This is a genomic window from Streptomyces sp. NRRL F-525 (assembly GCF_000716605.1).
GTDB lineage: Bacteria > Actinomycetota > Actinomycetes > Streptomycetales > Streptomycetaceae > Streptomyces.
In genome coordinates this window covers 69,779-89,021 of the sequence record NZ_JNXE01000013.1, presented here as the reverse complement: position 1 = coordinate 89,021, position 19,243 = coordinate 69,779, and the positions used below count along the sequence as shown (strand labels likewise).

The following is a 19,243-nucleotide window of genomic DNA, read 5'->3' as shown; positions in this document are numbered from 1 at the left end:
CTTCCTTTCTACGACTCTCTATGTCCGCCACAACAGTGGTAGCGGCCCCGGCATTCCCGCCCCTCACCCGAGTGTTCGAGTCCACTCCACCACGCGCCCCGTGATGATCTCCAGCGCCTCGTCCTGCCCGATCTCCGCCCGCTTCGGCACCGCGAACCCATGATCGCCGTACGGCACCTCGACCAGCCCGAAGTCCCCCTCCGGGAACTCAGCCGGATTCCCGAACGGGTCGTTCCCGCCCTGCACGACGAGCGTGGGCACCCCGGCCCCGAGCAGTTCACCGGCCCGCGACTTCTCGGGCTTGCCCGGCGGATGCAGCGGGAAGCTCAGGGCGAGGACGGCGGCGGCCCCCAGCTCCGTAGCCGTACGACAGGCCACGCGGGCTCCGGCGCTACGGCCCCCGGAGATCACCGGCAGGCCGGGCTTCGCGACGGCCGCCCAGATCCCCCGCCACCCCACGTCGAGCGTCTTCGGCGCCGGCGCCACCTTCTTCCCGGCGACCCGCCACGGCTGCTCGACCAGCGCGACGGTGACGCGGTGCTCAGGGAGCACGGCAGCGAGGGCCCGCAGATCCCGCGCCTCGATGCCACCCCCGGCACCGTGACTGACGGCAAGGACGAGCCGCGCCTTCTCGGCCGGGTGCCAGGTGATGCGGGCGGTCCCCGCGTCGGTCTCGACGGTCTCGCTGGAAATGATCTCGCTCACGCTAGAAGAGTGTGCCCTCCTCGGGCCCCTCCAGCTCCTTCAGCAGCTCCGGCCCGTTGTTGCGGACGTTGCTGACCGCCGTGGACACCGGGTACGCGCGCATCAGCCCGGCGGGCGGCGGGGCGAGCAGCTCGCGCAGGTCGTCCGGGTCGGTGCGGGCGGGGTCGAGCCAGGAGTCCCAGCGGTCCGGGGTGAGCATCAGCGGCATCCGGGGGTGGATGTCGGCCAGCGCGTGCGGCCCCTCGGCCGGGGGCACCGCCAGCGGGGTCGTCTCCGCCTCGGTGGTGATCACCGAGCAGGTGACCCACCAGGCCAGCGGATGGTCGTCGGGCAGGGTCCGGTCCCGCCAGAACTCGTACAGCCCGGCCATCGCGAAGACCGAACCGTCGGCGGGCAGCACGAAGTACGGCTGCTTGCGCTGCCGCTTCTTCTTGCCCTCGACCTCCAGCTCCCGCTCGTCCTTGGCGGTGACCCACTCGTAGTAGCCGTCGGCGGGGATGATGCAGCGCCGGGTCGAGAAGGCGCGACGGTACGAAGGCTTCTCGTGCACGGTCTCGCCGCGGGCGTTGATCATCCGCGCCCCGCCCTCCGGGGTCTTCGACCAGCTCGGCACGAGCCCCCACTTGAGCTTGCGCAGCTGGCGAACCGGCTTCCCCGTGACGGAGGAACTAGTAGATGCAGCGTCCGCGTCTTTAAGTGGACGGTCGAGGACTGCATAGACCTCTTTGGTCGGGGCCACGTTGTAGTCGGGGGCCAGAACCTCTTCCGGCTCCCATTTCTCGATCTCAAAGACTCCTGCGAGATCCTCGGGCCCACGACTCGCTGCATACCGTCCGCACATACGTGCCAGACTGCCAGATTCGACGAGACCTACGGGAGCCTCCGCCACCCATGGACAGCACCGCAATCCCCTCGATCACCGCCCTGTGGGACGAGGTCTTCGGCAGCCAGCCGGACCCCGACCTGTGGGTGGTGATCGCCACCATGGTCGCCGCCCTGGCCGTGGTGGTCCCGCACCGCCTGTGGCGCCTCTCCCGCAATGCCATCACCATCGCCCACGAGGGCGGCCACGGCCTGGTGGCCCTCCTCACCGGCCGCACCCTCACCGGCATCCGCCTCCACTCCGACACCAGCGGCCTCACGGTCAGCCGAGGCAAGCCGCACGGCCTGGGCATGATCCTCACGGCGGCCGCCGGCTACACGGCTCCCCCACTCCTGGGCCTAGGCGGCGCGGCCCTCTTGGGCGCAGGCCACATCACCCTCCTCCTCTGGCTCTCAACCCTGCTCCTGATAGCCATGCTGGTAATGATCCGCAACGCCTACGGCGCCCTCACGGTCATCCTCAGCGGAGCAGCCTTCCTCCTCGTCTCCTGGCTGACGGGCCCTCAGGTACAGGCGGCTTTCGCGTACGCGGTGGTCTGGTTCCTGTTGCTGGGCGGAGTCCGCCCGGCTTTCGAGCTCCAGGCAAAGAGGGCAAGGGGCGGCGCAGGCGACTCCGACGCAGACCAACTGGCCCGCCTGACCCACGTACCGGCAGCCTTGTGGTTCTTCCTGTTCCACCTGGTGTCCCTCTGCTCGCTAATAGGCGGCGGCAGGTGGCTGCTGGAGCTATGAAGCGCCCCGAAGGGGCAAGCTTCAGGGGCGCGGGGAACTGCGCGACCAGCCCCAACGGCGCGGCACCCGAAAGACGGCCTACTTATACAGTGGGGCCATGGCCCCGAACGACTCACAACCCGCCCTCTGGCCCGCCCCCACCGCCGCCGGAGCCGTCGACGCGACGGTCCACGTCCCGGGGTCCAAGTCCGTCACTAACCGCGCCCTAGTCCTCGCCTCCCTCGCCAGCGAACCGGGCTGGCTGCGCCGCCCCCTCCGCTCCCGAGACACCCTCCTCATGGCAGCCGCCCTCCGAGCAATGGGCGTAGGCATCGAGGAGGGCGTAGGCACGGAGAAGGGCTCCGGAGAGTTCTGGCGAGTCATCCCCTCAGGCCTCCACGGCCCGGCCACGGTCGACGTAGGCAACGCAGGCACAGTGATGCGCTTCCTGCCCCCCGTCGCCGCCCTGGCCAACGGCCCCATCCGCTTCGACGGCGACCCCCGCTCCTACGAACGCCCCCTCCACGGCGTGATCGACGCCCTCCGCGTCCTCGGCGCCCGCATCGACGACGACGGCCGGGGCGCGCTGCCCCTGACGGTGCACGGCGGCGGCGCGCTGGACGGCGGCCCGGTGGAGATCGACGCGTCCTCGTCGTCTCAGTTCGTGAGCGCCCTGCTCCTCTCGGGCCCCCGCTTCAACCAGGGCGTGGAGGTCCGCCACACCGGCTCCTCCCTCCCCTCGATGCCGCACATCCGGATGACGGTCGACATGCTCCGCGCGGTCGGCGCCCAGGTCGACACCCCGGAGTCGGGCGGCGAGCCCAACGTCTGGCGGGTGACCCCGGGCGCGCTGCTCGGCCGGGACCTGACCGTGGAGCCGGATCTGTCGAACGCCCAGCCGTTCCTTGCGGCCGCGCTCGTCGCCGGCGGCAAGGTCGTCGTACCGGACTGGCCGGCGCGGACGACCCAGCCCGGTGACCGGCTGCGGGAGATCTTCACCGAGATGGGTGGTTCCTGCGAACTCACCGAGTACGGGCTGGAGTTCACCGGTTCGGGTGCGATCCACGGCATCGACGTGGACCTGAGTGAGGTCGGCGAACTGACCCCCGGCATCGCGGCCGTGGCCGCCCTCGCGGACACCCCGTCGACCCTGCGGGGCGTCTCGCACCTCCGCCTGCACGAGACCGACCGGCTCGCCGCGCTCACCAAGGAGATCAACGAACTGGGCGGTGACGTGACCGAGACCGCCGACGGTCTGCACATCCGCCCGCGCCGCCTGCACGGCGGGATCTTCCACACGTACGAGGACCACCGCATGGCCACCGCGGGCGCGATCATCGGCCTCGCGGTCGAGGGCGTGCAGATCGAGAACGTGGCGACGACCGCGAAAACCCTCCCGGACTTCCCCGACCTGTGGACCGGGATGCTCGGGAGCGACGGGGCGTAGGGGACACACGCCATGCGTCGCTACGGCAAGAACACCGACGAGGACGACATCCGCCAGCGCCCGAACCGCAAGGGCAACCGGCCGCGCACCAACATCCGCCCCAAGCACGAGGAAGCGGTCGAGGGCATGGTCGTCACCGTCGACCGGGGCCGCCTGACCTGTCTGGTCGAGGACCGGGTCGTGATGGCCGTCAAGGCCCGCGAACTGGGCCGGAAGGCGGCCGTGGTCGGTGACCGGGTCGGCATCATCGGCGACCTGTCCGGCGACAAGGACACCCTCGCCCGCATCATCCGCATCGAGCCGCGCACCTCCGTGCTGCGCCGCACGGCCGACGACGACGACCCGTACGAGCGCGTGGTCGTGGCCAACGCCGACCAGCTCGCCATCGTCACCGCCCTCGCCGACCCCGAGCCGCGCCCCCGCCTCATCGACCGCTGCCTGGTAGCGGCCTACGACGGCGGCCTGGACCCACTCCTCGTCCTGACCAAGTCGGACCTCGCGTCACCGGACGAACTCCTGGAGATGTACGGCGCGTTGGGCGTCCCCTACGTCGTCACGAGCCGCGAGGAGCTGGAGAACGGCACCGCGGTGGAGCGGGTCCGCAAGCAACTCGACGGCAAGATCACCGCGTTCGTCGGCCACTCCGGCGTCGGCAAGACGACCCTCGTGAACGCGCTGGTCTCGCTGGAGCGACGGCGCAGCACCGGCATCGTCAACGCCGTCACCGGCCGCGGCCGGCACACCACGACCTCGGCGCGCATGATCCCGCTGCCCGACGACTCCGGCTGGGTCGTCGACACCCCGGGCGTCCGTTCCTTCGGCCTGCACCACGTGGACCCGTCCCGGGTCATCAAGGCGTTCCCCGACCTGGAGCCGGGCACGGCCGACTGCCCGCGCGCGTGCAGCCACGACGAGCCGGACTGCGCCCTGGACCAGTGGGTGGCCGACGGCCACGCGGACCCGCAGCGGCTGTATTCGCTACGGCGGCTGCTGGCCACCCGGGAGCGGACGGAGGGCGACTGATCACCGGCTGACCACCGCGTGTTTGTGGGGACTCAAGTTCGGTAAGTGCATAATCGCACCGAGCCGGACAAACGGGAGGACAGCACAATGGCGTGGCTGCTGGTTGTCGTGGCCGGAATTCTGGAGACCGGGTTCGCCGTGTGCCTGAAGCTGTCCCACGGCTTCACGCGCCTGTGGCCGACGGTCGCCTTCTGCTCCTTCGCGCTGGGCAGCTTCGGCCTGCTCACCCTCTCCCTGAAGAAACTCGACGTGGGCCCCGCCTACGCCGTGTGGACCGGCATCGGCGCGGCCGGCACCGCGATCTACGGCATGGTCTTCCTCGGCGACCTGGTGTCGACCCTGAAGATCGTGTCGATCAGCTTCGTCATCATCGGGGTCATCGGCCTCCAACTGTCGGGCTCCGCGCACTAGGCAGGTCCCTCAGACCCCCAGGATCCGATGCGTCGGCGTCAGCGCGCCGCGCACCAGCTCACCGACCCCGCCCTCCCCCGGCGGCGCCGCCACACAGGACAGCGCCAGCCGTACGACGAGTTCGCAGGACCGAGCCAGGTCGGCGGTGTCCGGCTTGGCAGCCCCGGGTCCGGCCAGCGCCGCCACGGCACGGTCGCGGACGACGGCCACGAAGTCACCGGGTGAGGGCAGCGGCCCGTCGGCCCGGCGCTGTGCCGGTACGGCGGAGGAGGACGGCACCGCGGACAGGGTCGGCGAGGGCAGCCGCTCGCTCCAGCAGCCGGTGAGCATCGCCCGTACCAGCGCGTTCTCGCGGGCCGCCGACGTGGTCCACTCGGCGGTCGCGGTCAGCCGCTCGCGGGCGTCGCTGTGACTCCCGAGCGCCCGCTCGACACCGACGAGATACCCGTCGGCCTCCCTTCTGACCAGCGCCCGCGCGAGCCCCTCCTTGCTCCCGAACTCGTTGTACAGCGTCTGCCGGGACACTCCGGCGGCGGCGGCCACGTCCACCATCCGTACGGTGGACCACGACCGGCGCGCCAGCGCCGTATAGGCGGCGTCCAGCAGGGATTCCCGCGCTGCAGGCATCATTCGCCTCCCGGGGGCGAGCGGCTCTGCGCCCAGATTTGACGCGCACGGGAGCACTGTCAAGGGTTCGCGGCGGTGCCGGGGGGCGCACTTCGGCCATTGCGCGCGGGAGTTGACGGAGGAGTGCCGCTCGGGGAGGGAGGCGATGGTCCCCCACCTCCCGTTTCGCCCACCGGACCCTGTAGCCCCGGCGCGACCCCTGAAGATACGGTTCACGCATGGCCGACTATCACGATGACCTGCGCCTCGCCCACGTCCTCGCGGACGCCGCCGACGCCGCGACGACCGCACGGTTCAAGGCGCTCGATCTCAAGGTCGAGACCAAGCCGGACATGACTCCGGTCACCGAGGCGGACAAGGCGGCCGAGGAAGTCATCCGCGGTCATCTGCAGCGCGCACGCCCGCGCGACGCGGTCATCGGCGAGGAGTACGGCAGCGAGGGCACCGGCCCGCGCCGCTGGGTGATCGACCCGATCGACGGCACCAAGAACTACGTACGCGGCGTCCCGGTCTGGGCCACGCTGATCTCCCTGATGGAGGCGGCGGAGGGGGGCTTCCAGCCGGTCGTCGGCCTGGTCTCCGCGCCCGCGCTCGGCCGCCGCTGGTGGGCCGCGAAGGGCCACGGCGCCTACACCGGCCGCAGCCTCTCCTCCGCGTCCCGGCTGCGCGTCTCCCAGGTCTCGAAGCTGACGGACGCCTCCTTCGCGTACTCCTCGCTCACCGGCTGGGAGGACCAGGGCCGCCTGGGCGGCTTCCTGGACCTGACCCGCGAGGTGTGGCGCACGCGCGCGTACGGCGACTTCTGGCCCTACATGATGGTCGCCGAGGGCGCGGTCGACATCTGCGCCGAACCCGAACTCAACCTCTGGGACATGGCGGCCACCGCGATCATCGTCACCGAGGCGGGCGGCACCTTCACCGGCCTCGACGGCCGCCCGGGCCCGCACAGCGGCAACGCGGCCGCGTCGAACGGCATCCTGCACGACGAGTTCCTGGGGTATCTCAACCAGCGCTACTGAGCACCACGCGACGCCTGCGCACGCCCCCAACCGGCCGCGCGCGCCCTCTTGTTGACCCGTGCTTTACCTGCAACTCTGAGAGTCCCCCCACTTGTGAACTTGTGAATCCGGTAACTAACGGACCTGGACCGGCAAGCAACAGGCCCGGGTTCCGCGAACCAAGCGGATTCCACTAGGAGGTGGCCTCACCCCATGCTGCATCCAACGCCGCAACCCACACCGCCATCGACTCCGCAGTCCACGCTGGTCCGCGACGCCATGAGCACGGTGGTCCTCACCATCGGCCCCGCCCACACCCTCCGCCAGGCAGCCGCCCTGATGGCCTCGCGCCACGTCGGCGCGGCCGTGGTCCTCGACCCGGACGCCGGCGGCATCGGCATCCTCACCGAACGCGACATCCTCAACTCCCTGGGCCGGGGCCAGAACCCGGACACCGAGCGCGCCCACGCCCACACCACCACCGACGTCGTCTTCGCCACCCCGGCCTGGACCCTGGAGGACGCGGCGAGCGCGATGGCCCACGGCGGTTTCCGCCACCTCATCGTCCTCGACCGCAGCGAACCCGCCGGCATCGTCTCGGTCCGCGACATCATCCGCTGCTGGGCACCGGCGCGGCAGCAGGTACCGGCCTGACGGCCGACACGGGTGATCCGACCGACCGCTCCGATCGGTTGGACCAAGTCCAAATCAAGCCCCCTTCCAAAGTCACACCTATTCGGGAACTGGTCAGTCTGCTGTTAAGCTGGCCTGCATGAGTGACCTTCTGGAGCGGCTGCGCGGACGCGGATGGCGGATGACCGCACAGCGACGCGTCGTGGCCGAAGTGCTCGACGGCGACCACGTCCACCTGACCGCCGACGAGGTCCACTCCCGCGCCGTGACCAAGCTCCCCGAGATCTCCCGGGCGACGGTCTACAACACGCTGGGCGAGCTGGTCTCGCTCGGCGAGGTCCTCGAAGTCTCCACCGACAAGCGAGCCAAGCGCTACGACCCGAACGCGCACCGCCCGCACCACCACCTGGTCTGCGCCCAGTGCGGCCAGATCCGCGACGTCCACCCGGACGGCAACCCGCTGGCCGACCTCCCCGACTCGGAGCGCTTCGGCTTCACGGTCTCGGACGTTGAGGTGACGTACCGCGGGCTGTGCCCGAACTGCGCGAGCGCGTAGCAACTCCCTTCACAGGCCCCGGTATCCGTTCGCCACGGACGCCGGGGCTTTGTGCCGCGTACGGGCTTCCCGAATCTGACGGTCCGTCATATCGTCGTGCGGCACCCCCCACCCGTACCGACAGACGCACCGCCCTCCGCAAGGAGCAACCGTGGGAGACCCGCACCCAAAACTCCACGCCACCCAACTGACCCGCACCTTCGGCCGCACCCCCCACCAGGTGCAGGCCCTGGGCCCCCTCGAACTCACCGTCGCCCCCGGCGAGTTCGTCTGCCTGGTGGGCCCCTCCGGCTGCGGCAAGTCCACCCTCCTCCGCATAGCCGCAGGCCTGCTGCGCCCCACCACAGGCACCCTGGAGATCCGCACACAGTCCCCCCGCCCGGCGGCCATGATCTTCCAGGACTACGGCATCTACGACTGGAAGTCGGTCAGGGCGAACGTCCGCTTCGGCCTGGACATCCAGCGCGTCCCGCGCCGCGAGGCGAACGCCCGCGCCACCGAGTGGCTGACCCGCCTGGGCCTCGCCGACTTCGCGCACGCCTACCCCGCGACCCTCTCGGGCGGCATGCGCCAGCGGGTGGCCATCGCCCGCGCACTGGCCGTAGAACCCGAACTCCTGCTGATGGACGAGCCGTTCGCAGCCCTGGACGCGCAACTCCGCACGATCCTCCAGGACGAACTCCTCGGCCTCACCCAGACGTTGCGCACCACCACCCTCTTCATCACGCACAGCCTGGAGGAGGCGCTGGTGCTCGGTGACCGTGTCCTGGTGATGTCGGCGCGCCCCGGCAGGATCATCGCCGAGCACCGCCCGCCGTTCCCCCGGCCGCGCACCGGCGACATCCGCGACACCCCCGAATTCACCGCCCTGAAAAGCGAGTTGTGGGAGCTGCTGCGGAAGGAGGCGGTCCCGGCATGACCACCGTCGCCCCCGACCGCCAGGAGTCGGTCCTGGTCCGCCGCCCCGGCCCCCACGAACTCCACCCCGTACGCACCCACCGCCGCCGCCGCGCCCTGGAACTCACCCTCGCGGTGACAGTCCCCCTGGCCCTGATCCTCTGGTGGCAACTGGCCGCCACCCAGGGCTGGATAGACCCCCGCGTCTACCCCTCCCCGTCCACGATCCTCTCCGACGGCTGGTCCAGGGCGGCGGCGGGCAACCTCTGGCCGGACGTCTGGGCCACCACCAGACGCGTCCTGGGCGGCTACGCGATCGGCACGGCGACGGGCTACGCCCTGGGCCTGCTGATGGGCTCCCTGCCCCTGATCCGGGCGGCACTGGAACCCCTGCTGGACGCCCTGTACGTGGTACCGAAACTGGCCCTGCTCCCCATCTTCCTGAACATGTTCGGCCTGGGAGAAGGCCCACAAATAGCCCTGGTGGCCACCACGGTCTTCTTCTTCGTCTGGATCTCGACGATGTCGGCGGTGGTGGCGATCCCCTCCGGCCACCGGGACGCGGGCCAGGTCTTCGGCGCCACGCCCTGGCAGATGTTCCGCCACGTCCTCCTCCCGGCCTCCCTCCCCGCGGTCCTGGTGGGCGCGCGGATCGCAGCAGGCGTAGCGGTCCTGGTGATCGTCGCCTCGGAACAGATCGCGGCGACGAACGGCCTGGGCCACCTGATCTTCGACTCCCGCGCGCTGTTCGAGAACGACGTGATGTTCGTGGGCATCGTGTGCGTGGCGGTCCTGGGGGTCGTCTTCTCCGAACTGGTGCGTGTGGCAGGCCGGTTGCTCACACCGTGGGCACCGAGGGACCGAGGACGGGGCCAGTCATGAGAAGGCGTGCGTACGGTACGGCGGTTGTCATGGCGGCCCTGCTGGCGTCGGCGGGCTGCTCGTCCAAGTACGCGGGCGACAGCGGCACTTCGGGCACGACCGCCGCGGGCCACCGCACGGTCACACCGGTGGACGGCTGCGGCAAGTCCTCCTGGACGGACCCGGCGGACCTCTCCCCCACCCGCGTCCCGGCCCGCTGCGAGCCTCTCGCCCCTTCCGCCCAACCCCTCCCCAAGACGCGGAAGTTGACGATCGCGACAGGCACCCTGAGCGCCGAATACGTCGCCCCGCTCAAAGTCGCCGTCGACAAGGGCGAGTTCAAGAAGGAGGGCCTGGACGTCACGCTCAAGGTCCTCCCGACCCCCGACGCGCTGCCACTCCTGGCCAAGGGAGACATAGACGCGATGTGGGCGGCCCCGGAGGCGGCCGTCATGAACGGCGTCAAGGGCGGCTTCGACATCAAGTGGGTCGCCGGCAACTTCTCACCCGACCCCAAGTCGAAGAGCGGCCTGTGGGTGAAGCTGAAGAAGGGCGAGGCGGCGGCGGACGTCCGGATGGCGGGCCGCAGGATGGGCACGATGATCGGCAAGGGCTCGGTGATCGCGTACCCCATGGAAAAGGCCCTGGCGACCCACGGCGGCGGCCTCGACAAGATCCAGTACCAGCAACTCGGCTCGGCCGACGTCCTCACCGCCCTCCAGAACGGCGGCGTCGACTCGGCCTGGCTCCTGGACCCGGTCTGGCGCAAGGTCGACGACAACCCCCAGTACGCCTTCCTCGGCGGCCAACCGCTGGGCGAACCCCTGGGCGGCATGCTCTACGGCCCCAGCCTCCTGAACGACGACGTGGACGCCGGCGTGGCCCTCCTCCGCGCGTACATCCGCACGGTGAACACGTACTTCGCCGGCGACTACAAGGCGGACCCGTCCTTCGTCGCCTACCTCGCCAACCTCCTGAAGACGGACGAGACGGTCCTCAAGTCGACCCCGTCGCTCACGATGGACTGGGAGATCCGCGCGGGGACGACGACCCGACTCCAGTCGGCGTACAAGGCGGCGGGCGTCTCAAAGGGCGCCCCACTCCCGGAGTCCCGAACGGTCGACCGCTCCCTCTACGAGGAGGCGGTGGGCCACCAGCCGTAGAAACGCCGAGGGCCGGAACCCATTTCTGGATTCCGGCCCTCGGCCTGAGTAGCGGGGACAGGATTTGAACCTGCGACCTCTGGGTTATGAGCCCAGCGAGCTACCGAGCTGCTCCACCCCGCGCCGTTGTGATTGCAACGCTACGTCAGACGACCGGACAGAAGCAAATCGCTTATCAACCCAGGTCAGCTCCACTCAGCCCGTCCGGCGTTTGAGGACGAGGCCGTCCAGGCCGAAGCGGGGGTCTGGGGGCGGCAGCCCCCAGGGATGGGACGGGTAGGGGCGGCGGGGGCGAAAAACTACGCCGTCAGCTCCTGCCGCAACGCATCCCGCAACCGAGCCGCCCGCTCAGAAACCTCCCGAGGCCCCAGCGTCACCGCCCGATCAGCCCACCGCTGCCCCTCCGCCAACTCCCCCCGCCGCGCGTACACCAGAGCCAACCGCAACGCAGCCCGCCCATGCCCCGCATCAGCGGCCCGAGCCCACCACACAGCAGCCTCAGGCTCACTCCCCTCCCGAGCAAGCAACAGCCCAAGATTGAAAGCCCCGTTACGAGACCCGGCCTCGGCAGCCTCCCGATACCACCGAGCCGCCTCGACGACATCGCCCCGCGCAGCGGCCAGCATCCCGACCCGAACCTGCGCACGCCGATGCCCCTGAGAAGCCGCCCGCTCGTACCACTCCTCGCACTCGGTCTTCTCATGCACCTGCTCACCCAGCTCATGCGCGGGCGCAGGCGGCCGCCGAGCATCAAGCACAGAGGCCAGCCGATAAGCAGCCTCCGCACTCCCCCCACCCGCCGCACACCGCAGATGCCGCTCAGCCTCCCGCTCGTCCCCGTCCCGAAGCCGAGCGATCCCGACCTGCAACGCCGCTTCCGTATGCCCGGCAGCAGCGGCCCGCTCGTACCAGGGCAGCGCAACACCTTCCTCGCCCCGCCCGGCGAAGAGAATCCCGAGGTTGAACGCGGCGTCCACGCTCCCGGCCTCGGCGGCCTTGGAGAACCACGGCTCGGCCCCCGTAGCATCACCGCCCTGAAGCAGCAGCACGGCCAGCGCGTTGGCGGCCTCCCGGTGCCCGGCGTACGCAGCCCGCCGATACCACTGCTCGGCCTGCGCGTTACGAGCCTGCTCCGCGCACAGCAGCCCGAGGTTGTACGCGCCGTTCACATCCCCCGCGTCCATCGCGGCCCGGTACCACCGCTCGGCGGTCTGCGTCTCACCGCGCTCGGCATGCAGCGCGCCCAGCGCGTTGGCCGCGTTGCCGTCACCGTCCTGGGCGGCCCGGAGCCACCACACGGCGGCGCTCTCGGTGTCGCCGGCGTCCCGCAGCAGGAACCCGAGCGCGCAGGCGGCCCGCGCCTCCCCGTCCTTCGCGGACGTCAGATACCAGCGCCCGGCCTCCTTGAGCTCGCCCCGCTTCTCCAGGATCGCCCCGAGCTGCAGCGCGGCCCGCTGATGCCCACGCGCGGCGGCCTGCCGGTACCACTGCTCGGCCTCGTTCTCCGGGGACCCCGAGGCGCCGGAGGTTCCTGGGGCCGATGCGACACCGTTGTCACCCCCAGCCGCACGCCCGCCCCCGCCGTCGTACTCCCGCTCGTCCTCGTGCGGCGCCTGCCGGTCAAGCGCCCGCGCCAGCCGGTACGCGGCCTCACGGTGCCCGCGCTCCGCGGCGGACCGCATCCACCGCTCGGCCGCGGCGTCCCCGCGATGCTCCAGCAGATCGGCGAGCGCGTAGGCACCCAGCGCATGCCCCTGCTCGGCGGACTGCCGCAGCCAGTACTCGGCGGCCGGCTCGTCACCGCGCTCGCGGTGGTACCGGCCGAGCGCGTGCGCGGCGGCCGCGGACCCGGCCACGGCGGCGATCCGCCACCACCCGGCGGCGTCATCGGTGTATCCGCGCTGGTGCAGCAGGACGCCGAGGTTGTTGGCCGCGGCCCGGTCGCCCTCGGCGGTGGCGGCACGCAGCAGGGGCTCGGCTCCGTCGAGATCACCGCGGCGCAGCAGCATCGCTCCGAGGACACTCGTCGCCTCGACGTCGCCGGCCTGTGCGGCGAGCCGTGTGCGTGCCTCGTCGACAGCCTCCCCGTCACCGGACTCGTCCCGGTCGGAAGGCTGCACAAAACGCCCTGTATCCAACAGAGTTGCCTTGTCCCCCATAACGTCCATCGTCGCACCACCTGCAACCTGGGTACACCTGGTATACCGCAGCCAGTGAGGTCTCTACAGCGTTTTGTCGACATGCCCACAGAGAGACAACACAAACACGGTTTCACCAACTCGCCCCGGCGGCACGGCCGTCACCCTCGTCGGCACATGCGTTCGCACAGCGCGAAGGCCCGGATCCTTAGAGGATCCGGGCCTTCGCGATCAGTAGCGGGGACAGGATTTGAACCTGCGACCTCTGGGTTATGAGCCCAGCGAGCTACCGAGCTGCTCCACCCCGCGCCGTTGTGTTGCAACCGTACCACGGCGTGAGGTGGGCTTTTTCCCTATCCGCTGCTGGGACTACTGCTCGTACTGGGACTCGGACTACTGCTGCTCTTGCCGCTGCTGCCGCTGCCGCTCTTGCTCTTGTCGGCCGCGGCCTGCGCGTCCTCGGCCCGCTGCAGCGCGGACTGGAGATCCTTCTGCGCCTGCCCGTACGCCTCCCAGTCGCCCTTCTTCAACGCCTGTTGCCCGGCGTCGAATGCCTTCTGGGCGTCGGTCAACGCGGCCTGGACCGTGGGGTTGCTGGACGTCGGTGGAGTGGTGGTCTCGTCCGGTGGCGGAGTCGTGGTGCTCTCCGCGCCGAAGACCTTGTTCAACCCCTCGTCCAGGGTGTCCTCGAAGGCGGTCTTGTTCCCGTAGGCCACCAACACCTTGCGCAGGAGCGGGTACTTGAGCCCGCCACCGCGTACGTAGACGGGCTCCACGTACAGCAGTCCCCCGTCGAGCGGCACCGTCAGCAGGTTGCCGTACTCGATGTCGGAGTCGCCGCCCTTGAGCAGCTTGATCGATTCGGCGATGTCCTGTTGGGAGTTGAAGGCGCTCTGCACCTGTTTAGGTCCGCCGACGGTCGTACTGGTCGGCAGCTTCAGGATTCTGATCTTGCCGTAGTCCGGGGTACCCGCCTCGGAGTCGACGGCCATGAAGGCGCTGAGGTTGTCTCTGCCGTTCGGTGTGAACGTCGTCGTCAACGAGAAGGCCTGCGCGGACTGGTCCGGCATCTTCATGCTCAAGTAGTACGGCGGCACCGCACTGTTGGACTGGTTCGTCGGGTCGTTCGGGACCTGCCACACCTCGCTGCCGCTGAGGAACGTCTGCGCGTCCGTCACGTGGTAGCGGGTGAGGAGTTCGCGCTGGACCTTGAACAGGTCCTGCGGGTACCGGAGATGGGCCATCAGCGAGGACGAGATGTCCTTCTTGGGCTCGACCGTGTTCGGGAACGCCTTCATCCAGGTCTTCAGGACCGGGTCCTCGGTGTCCCACTGGTAGAGCTTGACAGCACCGGTGTACGCGTCGACGGTCGCCTTCACCGAGTTGCGGATGTAGTTGACCTGGTTCTGCTGGGCCACCACCGCGCGGTTGTTGTTCGTCGCCGTCAGCGAGTCCGCCGTGGTGTCCCCGAGGGTCGTACGTGAGGCGTACGGGTATCCGTTGCTCGTCGTGTACGCGTCGACGATCCACTGGATACGGCCGTCCACGACCGCCGGATAGGCGTCACCGTCGATGGTCAGCCAGGGCGCCACCGCCTCGACGCGCTCCTTGGGCGTGCGGTTGTACAGGATCCGCGACCCCTCGCCGATCGCACCGGAGTACAGGATCTGCGGCTCGTTGAACGCCACCGCGTACGCGGCCCGGTTGAGCGGGTTGGAGAGGTTGACCCCGCTCTTGCCGGTGTAACTGGTGGTCTTCTCGCCGCTGTCGTCGGAGTAGTCGATCTCCTTCTGGGGACCGCCGACGATCGAGTACGTGGTGGTCTTCTCGCCGTAGTAGATCTGCTGCTTGTACGTCCCGAGGTCACCCGTGGAGGGCAGATCGGACTCGGTGAAGACCGGCCGGCCCTCGGAGTCGACCTCGGTGCCCTTGGCGGCGACCACTCCGTAGCCGTGCGTGTAACGGAAGTGGTCGTTGATCCAGTTGTTCTTCGGGATGCCGTTGAGGTTCAGCTCACGCAGGCCGATGACCGTGTCCTGGTCCTTGCCGTCCTCGCTGTAGCGGTCGACATCCAGGTTGGTCGGGAACGCGTAGTAGTTCCTGATCTGCTGGAGCTGCTGGAACGTGGGCGACACGACGTTCGGGTCGACGATGCGGATGCTCGCCGTGGAGTCGACGTCGGAGCGCAGCTTGGTCTTGTCCTTGGTGGTGCTCGTCCCCGAGTACTCCGTGACCTTGGTGTCGTCGATGCCGTAGGCCTCGCGCGTCGCCTTCAGGTTCTTCTGGACGTACGGGGCTTCCTTGGCCTGCTCGTTCGGCTGGACCGTGAACTTCTGGACGATCGCCGGGTACAGGCCGCCGATGAGGATCGCGGAGAGCACCATCAGGCCGAAGCCGATGACCGGCAGCTGCCAGGTGCGCCGCCACAGGGTGGCGAAGAACAGCAGCGCGCAGATGACGGCGATGCAGAACAGGATCGTCTTGGCCGGCAGATACGCGTTCGCGTCGACGTACCTCAGGCCCGTCCAGTCACCGGTCGCCTTGAAGTCGCTTGATTTGACCGCGAGTCCGTACCGGTCGAGCCAGTAGGCCACCGCCTTGAGCGCGACGAAGATGCCGAGCAGCACCGACAGATGTCCGGTGGCCGCGGCCGTGGCGCGCGCGCCCGGGCTGGTGATGCGCAGGCCGCCGTACAGGTAGTGCGTCAGCGCGGCGGCGAGCAGCGAGAGGATCGCGGCGGCGAAGCCGAAGCCGAGCAGGAAGCGGTACCAGGGCAGGTCGAACGCGTAGAAGGACACGTCGAGGTGGAACTGCGGGTCCTTCTGGTGGAAGGGCACGCCGTTGACCCACATCAGCCAGACCCGCCACTGACTGGACGCCGAGGCGCCCGCGATCAGCCCCACGAGGGCGGTGATCGCCAGAAGCAGCCACTTCTTGTACGGCGCGATGCCCATCCGGTAGCGGTCGAGGCTCTGCTGCTCCATCGACATCGCGCTGAGCGGCGGGCGCAGGCGGTGCGCCAGCCAGATGTTCACGCCGACCGCGGCCGCCATCAGGAGGCCGAAAACGAAGAAGAGCCCGATCTTCGTCGAGAGGGTGGTGGTGAACACGGACGAGTAATGCACCGACCGGTACCAGAGCCAGTCCGTCCAGAAGCCCGCGAACATCGTGAACGCCATGCCGAGTACGGCAAGGACGCCCAGTGTCATGAGCAAAGTCCGGACGCGCCGGGACGGGCGGCCCACTCTGATCCGCGGCCCTGTCGGGCCTCCGCCGCGGTCCGGCATCTGGAAAGCCAAGGTGCGCACCTCGAAGTTCGCTGTTGGTCGCTGTCGTTGCGTCAGGTCCCCGGTGTCGGGGGCCCTCCGTAGCCCCGCGTGATCGCGGGCCCACACCTATGCAACTTACTCACCGTTTACTCGGTTCCCGATTCCGGCCATGAACGAGGCAGGATTGTGACCATGTCCAACACTCCCATGGCAGCGAACCCCCTCACCCGGGCCGTACTCGAGATCGACGAGTACGCCTCCGGGCTCGGCTGGGACCAGCCCGCTCGCCTCTTCGCCCTGGTAGACACCGCGCGGCTGCGGGCCCAGGAACCCGGCCTCGCGGCCCAACTCGGCCTGCGGGAAGAGCCCGAGACCACTGGTCTCACCCCGATCGAGCAGGAGGAGATTCCGGCCGGAAAGCCGCTGGACGAGTTCCTCGGCACGATCGCCTGGCCCGACGCGGTGGCCGGCTGCGCGCTCACCGTCGAGCGCCTGATGCTGCCGCCGTCCGCCGAGGCCTCCGTCCCGGAGGGCCTGAGCGGGAAGAAGCTCACCCAGTGGGTCGCCCAGCACCCGGACCGCCAGGAGGTCCGCATGACGGTCGCGGTCCTGCGCGACGGCACCCGCGACTCGGCCCTCCGCCTGCGCGAGAAGGACTCCCCCACGGAGGTCCTCACGGGCGGCGCCCTGGTCCCCGGCCTCGCGGAGGCCCTGTCGGCGACCTTCGAGGACTGACGCCGTCCGCTACGACTCCGGTTCCTCGGGTACGACTCCGGGGGCGCCCTCTGCTTGAGGGCGCCCCCGGAGTCGTAGCGAGGTCTTCTGAGCCGTACGCGAGGTCTTCTTTAAGAAGAGGCCTTGTTCAGCTCTTGGTTCAGCTCTTGGTGCTGCACTTCGGCAGGTCGTCGGTCTTGCCGCTGTTGATCAGCTTGAGGTCGCTGATCGCGTCCTTGATGGTGTTGACCTTGACGAGCCTGAGGCCACTGGGGGTGTCCTTGGCGGCTTCGGCGCAGTTGTCGGCGGGCGTCAGGAAGTACTGGGCGCCCTTGCTGCGCGCGCCGACCGTCTTCATCGAGATGCCGCCGATCGGGCCGACCTTGCCGGTGTCGTCGATCGTGCCGGTGCCGGCGATGAACTTGCCTCCGGTGAGGTCGCCCGGGGTGAGCTTGTCGTAGATGCCGAGCGCGAACATCAGGCCCGCGCTGGGGCCGCCGACGTCGGCGAGCTTGATGTCGATGGTGAACGGGAACGTGTGGTCGGTTCCGGCGGAGATACCGACGATGGCTCGCTTCGTGCCGGTGTCGTCGGAGGTCGCGGTGGTGATCGTGATGTTCTTCGTCGCGGTCGCCGTCTTGTTCGCCTTCACCGCGGCGGCCTGCTCCTTGGCGGGCACGATCGTGAACACGACGTTCTCGCCCGGCTTGTGCTTGGTGACCAGCTTCGCGACGTCGTCGGGCTGCTTCACCGCCGTACCGTCGACTGCCTTGATGACGTCACCGGCGTGCAGCTTGCCCTCGGCCGGGGTGCCCTTGACGACCGTCGAGACGATCACCCAGGACTTCACCGGGACGCCCAGCTGCTCCAGGGCGGCGACCTTGGCGCTCTCCTGGGACTGGCTGAACTCCTCGGCGTTCTCCTGGGTGGACTGCTGCTCCGTCTTGCCGTCCGGGTACAGCGTGTCGTGCGGGACGATCTTGTCGTCGTGGGCGAGCCAGCCGTACACGGCCTCGATGAGGTTCATGTTGTAGTCGGCGCTGGTGACCCGGACCGTCGTCATGTTCAGGTGACCGGTCGTCGGGTAGGTCTTGCGCCCGTTGATCTGCAGTACCGGCTCGCCGTCGTGGTCCCCGAGCGTGTTCACCGTCGGGCCCGGCGACATCTCCGCGTACGGGACGTTGATGAGGACTCCCGCGCACAGGAGCGCGATCAGCATCAGGGTGGAGGCGAGCATCGTCGCGGTGCGGCGTGGCATGGCACGACAGTACGGGACGCGTCTGTCAGCGCACCGTCAGGGCCGCCTTCCGATCATGTGCCGGAGTGGGACTTCTCCATGGCCTCGCGGAAGCGGGCGTAGCCGTCCAGTTCCGGGCCGTCGCTGCGCATCTTGCGGGTCCGGTTGGCCCAGCTTCCCCAGACGCCGGCACCTATCGCAGCCGCCAACGGAATCAACAACCAGGCGAGTGCCGCCATGCCGACCTCCCAACCCCGGATGAGTGAACTCAACTGACTGATCAGCAGATTAGCCAGCCCCACTGACAACGCTCATGCCCGGGGGGCGGTTACGCAACCGGAGGGCGGACGACGGGTGCGTGATCGTGCGTCAACAGGCGCCGACCCACTCCTCGGTGCCGTCCGAGAACTTCTGGTGCTTCCAGATCGGCACCTCGTGCTTGAGGTCGTCGATCAGCTTCCGGCAGGCCTCGAAGGCCTCACCCCGGTGCGGACACGACACGCCGACGACGACCGCGAGGTCCCCGATGCCGAGATCCCCCACACGGTGGACGGCGGCCAGCGCGCGTACCGGGTACTCCGCGACGACCTTCTCGGCGACGCGCCGCATCTCGTCCTCGGCACTGGGGTGGGCCGAGTACCCCAGCTCGTCGACGTCGGCTCCGCCGTCGTGGTTGCGCACGGTCCCTACGAAGAGGGCCATCCCACCGGCAGCGTCGTCCCCGACGGCCCGGAAGACCTCGTCCACGGAGAGCGGCGTCTCCCGGATCCCGATCAGCTTGATGGGATCCTGCGCGGCCTGCTCACCGGGATGGTCGATCGTGGGTGCCATACCTCCATCGTGCCGCACCTCGCCGACAGCGAGGAATAGCACTTTCACCAGGCACGCGCGTGTGGGGACTTGGAGCCTTCTACAGGGGCGCGATTTACGGGAGCGGGGTCGGGCTTCACGGGAGCGGGGTCTGGGCGTCC

At 69.4% G+C, this 19,243-nt stretch carries 19 protein-coding genes and 2 tRNA genes; 11 read left to right on the top strand and 10 right to left on the bottom strand.

The window, feature by feature from the left end; genetic code table 11:
- Positions 1-63: 63 nt before the first annotated feature.
- Entirely contained in the window at positions 64-696 is a 633-nt protein-coding gene (locus tag OO69_RS19860) for an alpha/beta family hydrolase (RefSeq protein WP_420707894.1), read from the bottom strand.
- Positions 697-706: 10 nt separating this feature from the next.
- The gene (locus OO69_RS19855) at positions 707-1,546 is read right to left on the bottom strand and encodes an SOS response-associated peptidase (protein WP_033282061.1); all 840 of its coding nucleotides are present in this window, start codon (positions 1,544-1,546) and stop codon (positions 707-709) included.
- A 50-nt stretch (positions 1,547-1,596) separates the two neighbouring features.
- On the opposite strand from OO69_RS19855, the gene OO69_RS19850 reads away from it, so the two are divergent.
- The 4 genes from OO69_RS19850 to OO69_RS19835 all read left to right on the top strand — a co-directional run bounded on the left by OO69_RS19850 (position 1,597) and on the right by OO69_RS19835 (position 5,179).
- Positions 1,597-2,319 carry a M50 family metallopeptidase gene (locus OO69_RS19850; protein ID WP_033282060.1) on the top strand — a complete coding sequence of 241 codons (723 nt, stop codon included), beginning with the start codon at positions 1,597-1,599 and terminating at the stop codon, positions 2,317-2,319.
- Between the two features lie 97 nt (positions 2,320-2,416).
- Positions 2,417-3,745, top strand: coding sequence for a 3-phosphoshikimate 1-carboxyvinyltransferase (gene aroA / locus OO69_RS19845; protein WP_033282059.1), 1,329 nt, complete (start codon positions 2,417-2,419; stop codon positions 3,743-3,745).
- Between the two features lie 12 nt (positions 3,746-3,757).
- A complete protein-coding gene (gene rsgA, locus OO69_RS19840; RefSeq protein WP_033282058.1) occupies positions 3,758-4,768 on the top strand; it encodes a ribosome small subunit-dependent GTPase A in 1,011 nt (336 codons plus the stop codon).
- Between the two features lie 87 nt (positions 4,769-4,855).
- The gene (locus OO69_RS19835) at positions 4,856-5,179 is read left to right on the top strand and encodes a DMT family transporter (RefSeq protein WP_033282057.1); all 324 of its coding nucleotides are present in this window, start codon (positions 4,856-4,858) and stop codon (positions 5,177-5,179) included.
- 9 nt (positions 5,180-5,188) lie between these two features.
- Here the strand turns inward: OO69_RS19835 and OO69_RS19830 are convergent, their stop codons facing one another.
- Positions 5,189-5,809 carry a TetR/AcrR family transcriptional regulator gene (locus OO69_RS19830; RefSeq protein WP_033282056.1) on the bottom strand — a complete coding sequence of 207 codons (621 nt, stop codon included), beginning with the start codon at positions 5,807-5,809 and terminating at the stop codon, positions 5,189-5,191.
- A 215-nt stretch (positions 5,810-6,024) separates the two neighbouring features.
- On the opposite strand from OO69_RS19830, the gene hisN reads away from it, so the two are divergent.
- The 6 genes from hisN to OO69_RS19800 all read left to right on the top strand — a co-directional run bounded on the left by hisN (position 6,025) and on the right by OO69_RS19800 (position 10,914).
- On the top strand, positions 6,025-6,825 hold the full coding sequence (gene hisN, locus OO69_RS19825; RefSeq protein WP_033282055.1) for a histidinol-phosphatase: 801 nt from the start codon (positions 6,025-6,027) through the stop codon (positions 6,823-6,825).
- A gap of 192 nt (positions 6,826-7,017) precedes the next feature.
- Complete coding sequence (locus OO69_RS19820) at positions 7,018-7,458, top strand: cyclic nucleotide-binding/CBS domain-containing protein (protein ID WP_051801124.1); 441 nt, start codon at positions 7,018-7,020, stop codon at positions 7,456-7,458.
- A 118-nt stretch (positions 7,459-7,576) separates the two neighbouring features.
- A complete protein-coding gene (locus tag OO69_RS19815) occupies positions 7,577-7,993 on the top strand; it encodes a Fur family transcriptional regulator (protein WP_033282053.1) in 417 nt (138 codons plus the stop codon).
- 151 nt (positions 7,994-8,144) lie between these two features.
- Positions 8,145-8,912 carry an ABC transporter ATP-binding protein gene (locus OO69_RS19810; protein WP_033282052.1) on the top strand — a complete coding sequence of 256 codons (768 nt, stop codon included), beginning with the start codon at positions 8,145-8,147 and terminating at the stop codon, positions 8,910-8,912.
- Positions 8,909-9,772: an ABC transporter permease gene (locus tag OO69_RS19805; protein WP_033282051.1), complete on the top strand. Its 864-nt coding sequence runs from the start codon at positions 8,909-8,911 to the stop codon at positions 9,770-9,772. Before OO69_RS19810 ends, OO69_RS19805 begins: the two co-directional genes overlap by 4 nt.
- The gene (locus OO69_RS19800) at positions 9,769-10,914 is read left to right on the top strand and encodes an ABC transporter substrate-binding protein (protein WP_033282050.1); all 1,146 of its coding nucleotides are present in this window, start codon (positions 9,769-9,771) and stop codon (positions 10,912-10,914) included. The genes OO69_RS19805 and OO69_RS19800 overlap by 4 nt, the downstream gene beginning before the upstream one ends.
- 49 nt (positions 10,915-10,963) lie before the next feature.
- Here the strand turns inward: OO69_RS19800 and OO69_RS19795 are convergent.
- From OO69_RS19795 to OO69_RS19780, 4 genes are all read right to left on the bottom strand, one after another.
- A tRNA-Met gene (locus OO69_RS19795) sits at positions 10,964-11,037 on the bottom strand.
- 176 nt (positions 11,038-11,213) lie between these two features.
- Positions 11,214-13,082 carry a tetratricopeptide repeat protein gene (locus OO69_RS19790; RefSeq protein ID WP_033282049.1) on the bottom strand — a complete coding sequence of 623 codons (1,869 nt, stop codon included), beginning with the start codon at positions 13,080-13,082 and terminating at the stop codon, positions 11,214-11,216.
- Between the two features lie 205 nt (positions 13,083-13,287).
- Positions 13,288-13,361, bottom strand: a tRNA-Met gene (locus OO69_RS19785).
- Positions 13,362-13,405: 44 nt separating this feature from the next.
- A complete protein-coding gene (locus OO69_RS19780) occupies positions 13,406-16,339 on the bottom strand; it encodes a UPF0182 family protein (RefSeq protein ID WP_234444488.1) in 2,934 nt (977 codons plus the stop codon).
- Between the two features lie 174 nt (positions 16,340-16,513).
- On the opposite strand from OO69_RS19780, the gene OO69_RS19775 reads away from it, so the two are divergent.
- Positions 16,514-17,056 (top strand): PPA1309 family protein, encoded by a 543-nt coding sequence (locus OO69_RS19775; RefSeq protein WP_033282047.1) that lies wholly within the window; start codon positions 16,514-16,516, stop codon positions 17,054-17,056.
- A 139-nt stretch (positions 17,057-17,195) separates the two neighbouring features.
- On the opposite strand, the gene OO69_RS19770 is transcribed toward OO69_RS19775, so the two are convergent.
- The 3 genes from OO69_RS19770 to OO69_RS19760 form a co-directional block, all read right to left on the bottom strand.
- On the bottom strand, positions 17,196-18,293 hold the full coding sequence (locus OO69_RS19770) for a PDZ domain-containing protein (protein ID WP_033282046.1): 1,098 nt from the start codon (positions 18,291-18,293) through the stop codon (positions 17,196-17,198).
- A 53-nt stretch (positions 18,294-18,346) separates the two neighbouring features.
- Complete coding sequence (locus OO69_RS19765) at positions 18,347-18,574, bottom strand: hypothetical protein (protein ID WP_033282045.1); 228 nt, start codon at positions 18,572-18,574, stop codon at positions 18,347-18,349.
- 67 nt (positions 18,575-18,641) lie between these two features.
- Positions 18,642-19,103, bottom strand: coding sequence for a molybdenum cofactor biosynthesis protein MoaE (locus OO69_RS19760; protein ID WP_033282044.1), 462 nt, complete (start codon positions 19,101-19,103; stop codon positions 18,642-18,644).
- Positions 19,104-19,243 lie beyond the last annotated feature (140 nt).

Excerpts from the sequence above, each read along its gene's own strand:
- OO69_RS19830 (WP_033282056.1), bottom strand. The coding sequence starts at position 5,809 with ATGATGCCTGCAGCGCGGGAATCCCTGCTGGACGCCGCCTATACGGCG.
- aroA (WP_033282059.1), top strand. The coding sequence starts at position 2,417 with ATGGCCCCGAACGACTCACAACCCGCCCTCTGGCCCGCCCCCACCGCC.
- OO69_RS19805 (WP_033282051.1), top strand. The coding sequence starts at position 8,909 with ATGACCACCGTCGCCCCCGACCGCCAGGAGTCGGTCCTGGTCCGCCGC.
- hisN (WP_033282055.1), top strand. The coding sequence starts at position 6,025 with ATGGCCGACTATCACGATGACCTGCGCCTCGCCCACGTCCTCGCGGAC.
- OO69_RS19855 (WP_033282061.1), bottom strand. The coding sequence starts at position 1,546 with ATGTGCGGACGGTATGCAGCGAGTCGTGGGCCCGAGGATCTCGCAGGA.
- OO69_RS19835 (WP_033282057.1), top strand. The coding sequence starts at position 4,856 with ATGGCGTGGCTGCTGGTTGTCGTGGCCGGAATTCTGGAGACCGGGTTC.
- OO69_RS19800 (WP_033282050.1), top strand. The coding sequence starts at position 9,769 with ATGAGAAGGCGTGCGTACGGTACGGCGGTTGTCATGGCGGCCCTGCTG.
- OO69_RS19790 (WP_033282049.1), bottom strand. The coding sequence starts at position 13,082 with ATGGACGTTATGGGGGACAAGGCAACTCTGTTGGATACAGGGCGTTTT.
- OO69_RS19780 (WP_234444488.1), bottom strand. The coding sequence starts at position 16,339 with ATGCCGGACCGCGGCGGAGGCCCGACAGGGCCGCGGATCAGAGTGGGC.
- OO69_RS19815 (WP_033282053.1), top strand. The coding sequence starts at position 7,577 with ATGAGTGACCTTCTGGAGCGGCTGCGCGGACGCGGATGGCGGATGACC.
- OO69_RS19850 (WP_033282060.1), top strand. The coding sequence starts at position 1,597 with ATGGACAGCACCGCAATCCCCTCGATCACCGCCCTGTGGGACGAGGTC.
- OO69_RS19775 (WP_033282047.1), top strand. The coding sequence starts at position 16,514 with ATGTCCAACACTCCCATGGCAGCGAACCCCCTCACCCGGGCCGTACTC.
- rsgA (WP_033282058.1), top strand. The coding sequence starts at position 3,758 with ATGCGTCGCTACGGCAAGAACACCGACGAGGACGACATCCGCCAGCGC.
- OO69_RS19770 (WP_033282046.1), bottom strand. The coding sequence starts at position 18,293 with ATGCCACGCCGCACCGCGACGATGCTCGCCTCCACCCTGATGCTGATC.
- OO69_RS19820 (WP_051801124.1), top strand. The coding sequence starts at position 7,018 with ATGCTGCATCCAACGCCGCAACCCACACCGCCATCGACTCCGCAGTCC.
- OO69_RS19760 (WP_033282044.1), bottom strand. The coding sequence starts at position 19,103 with ATGGCACCCACGATCGACCATCCCGGTGAGCAGGCCGCGCAGGATCCC.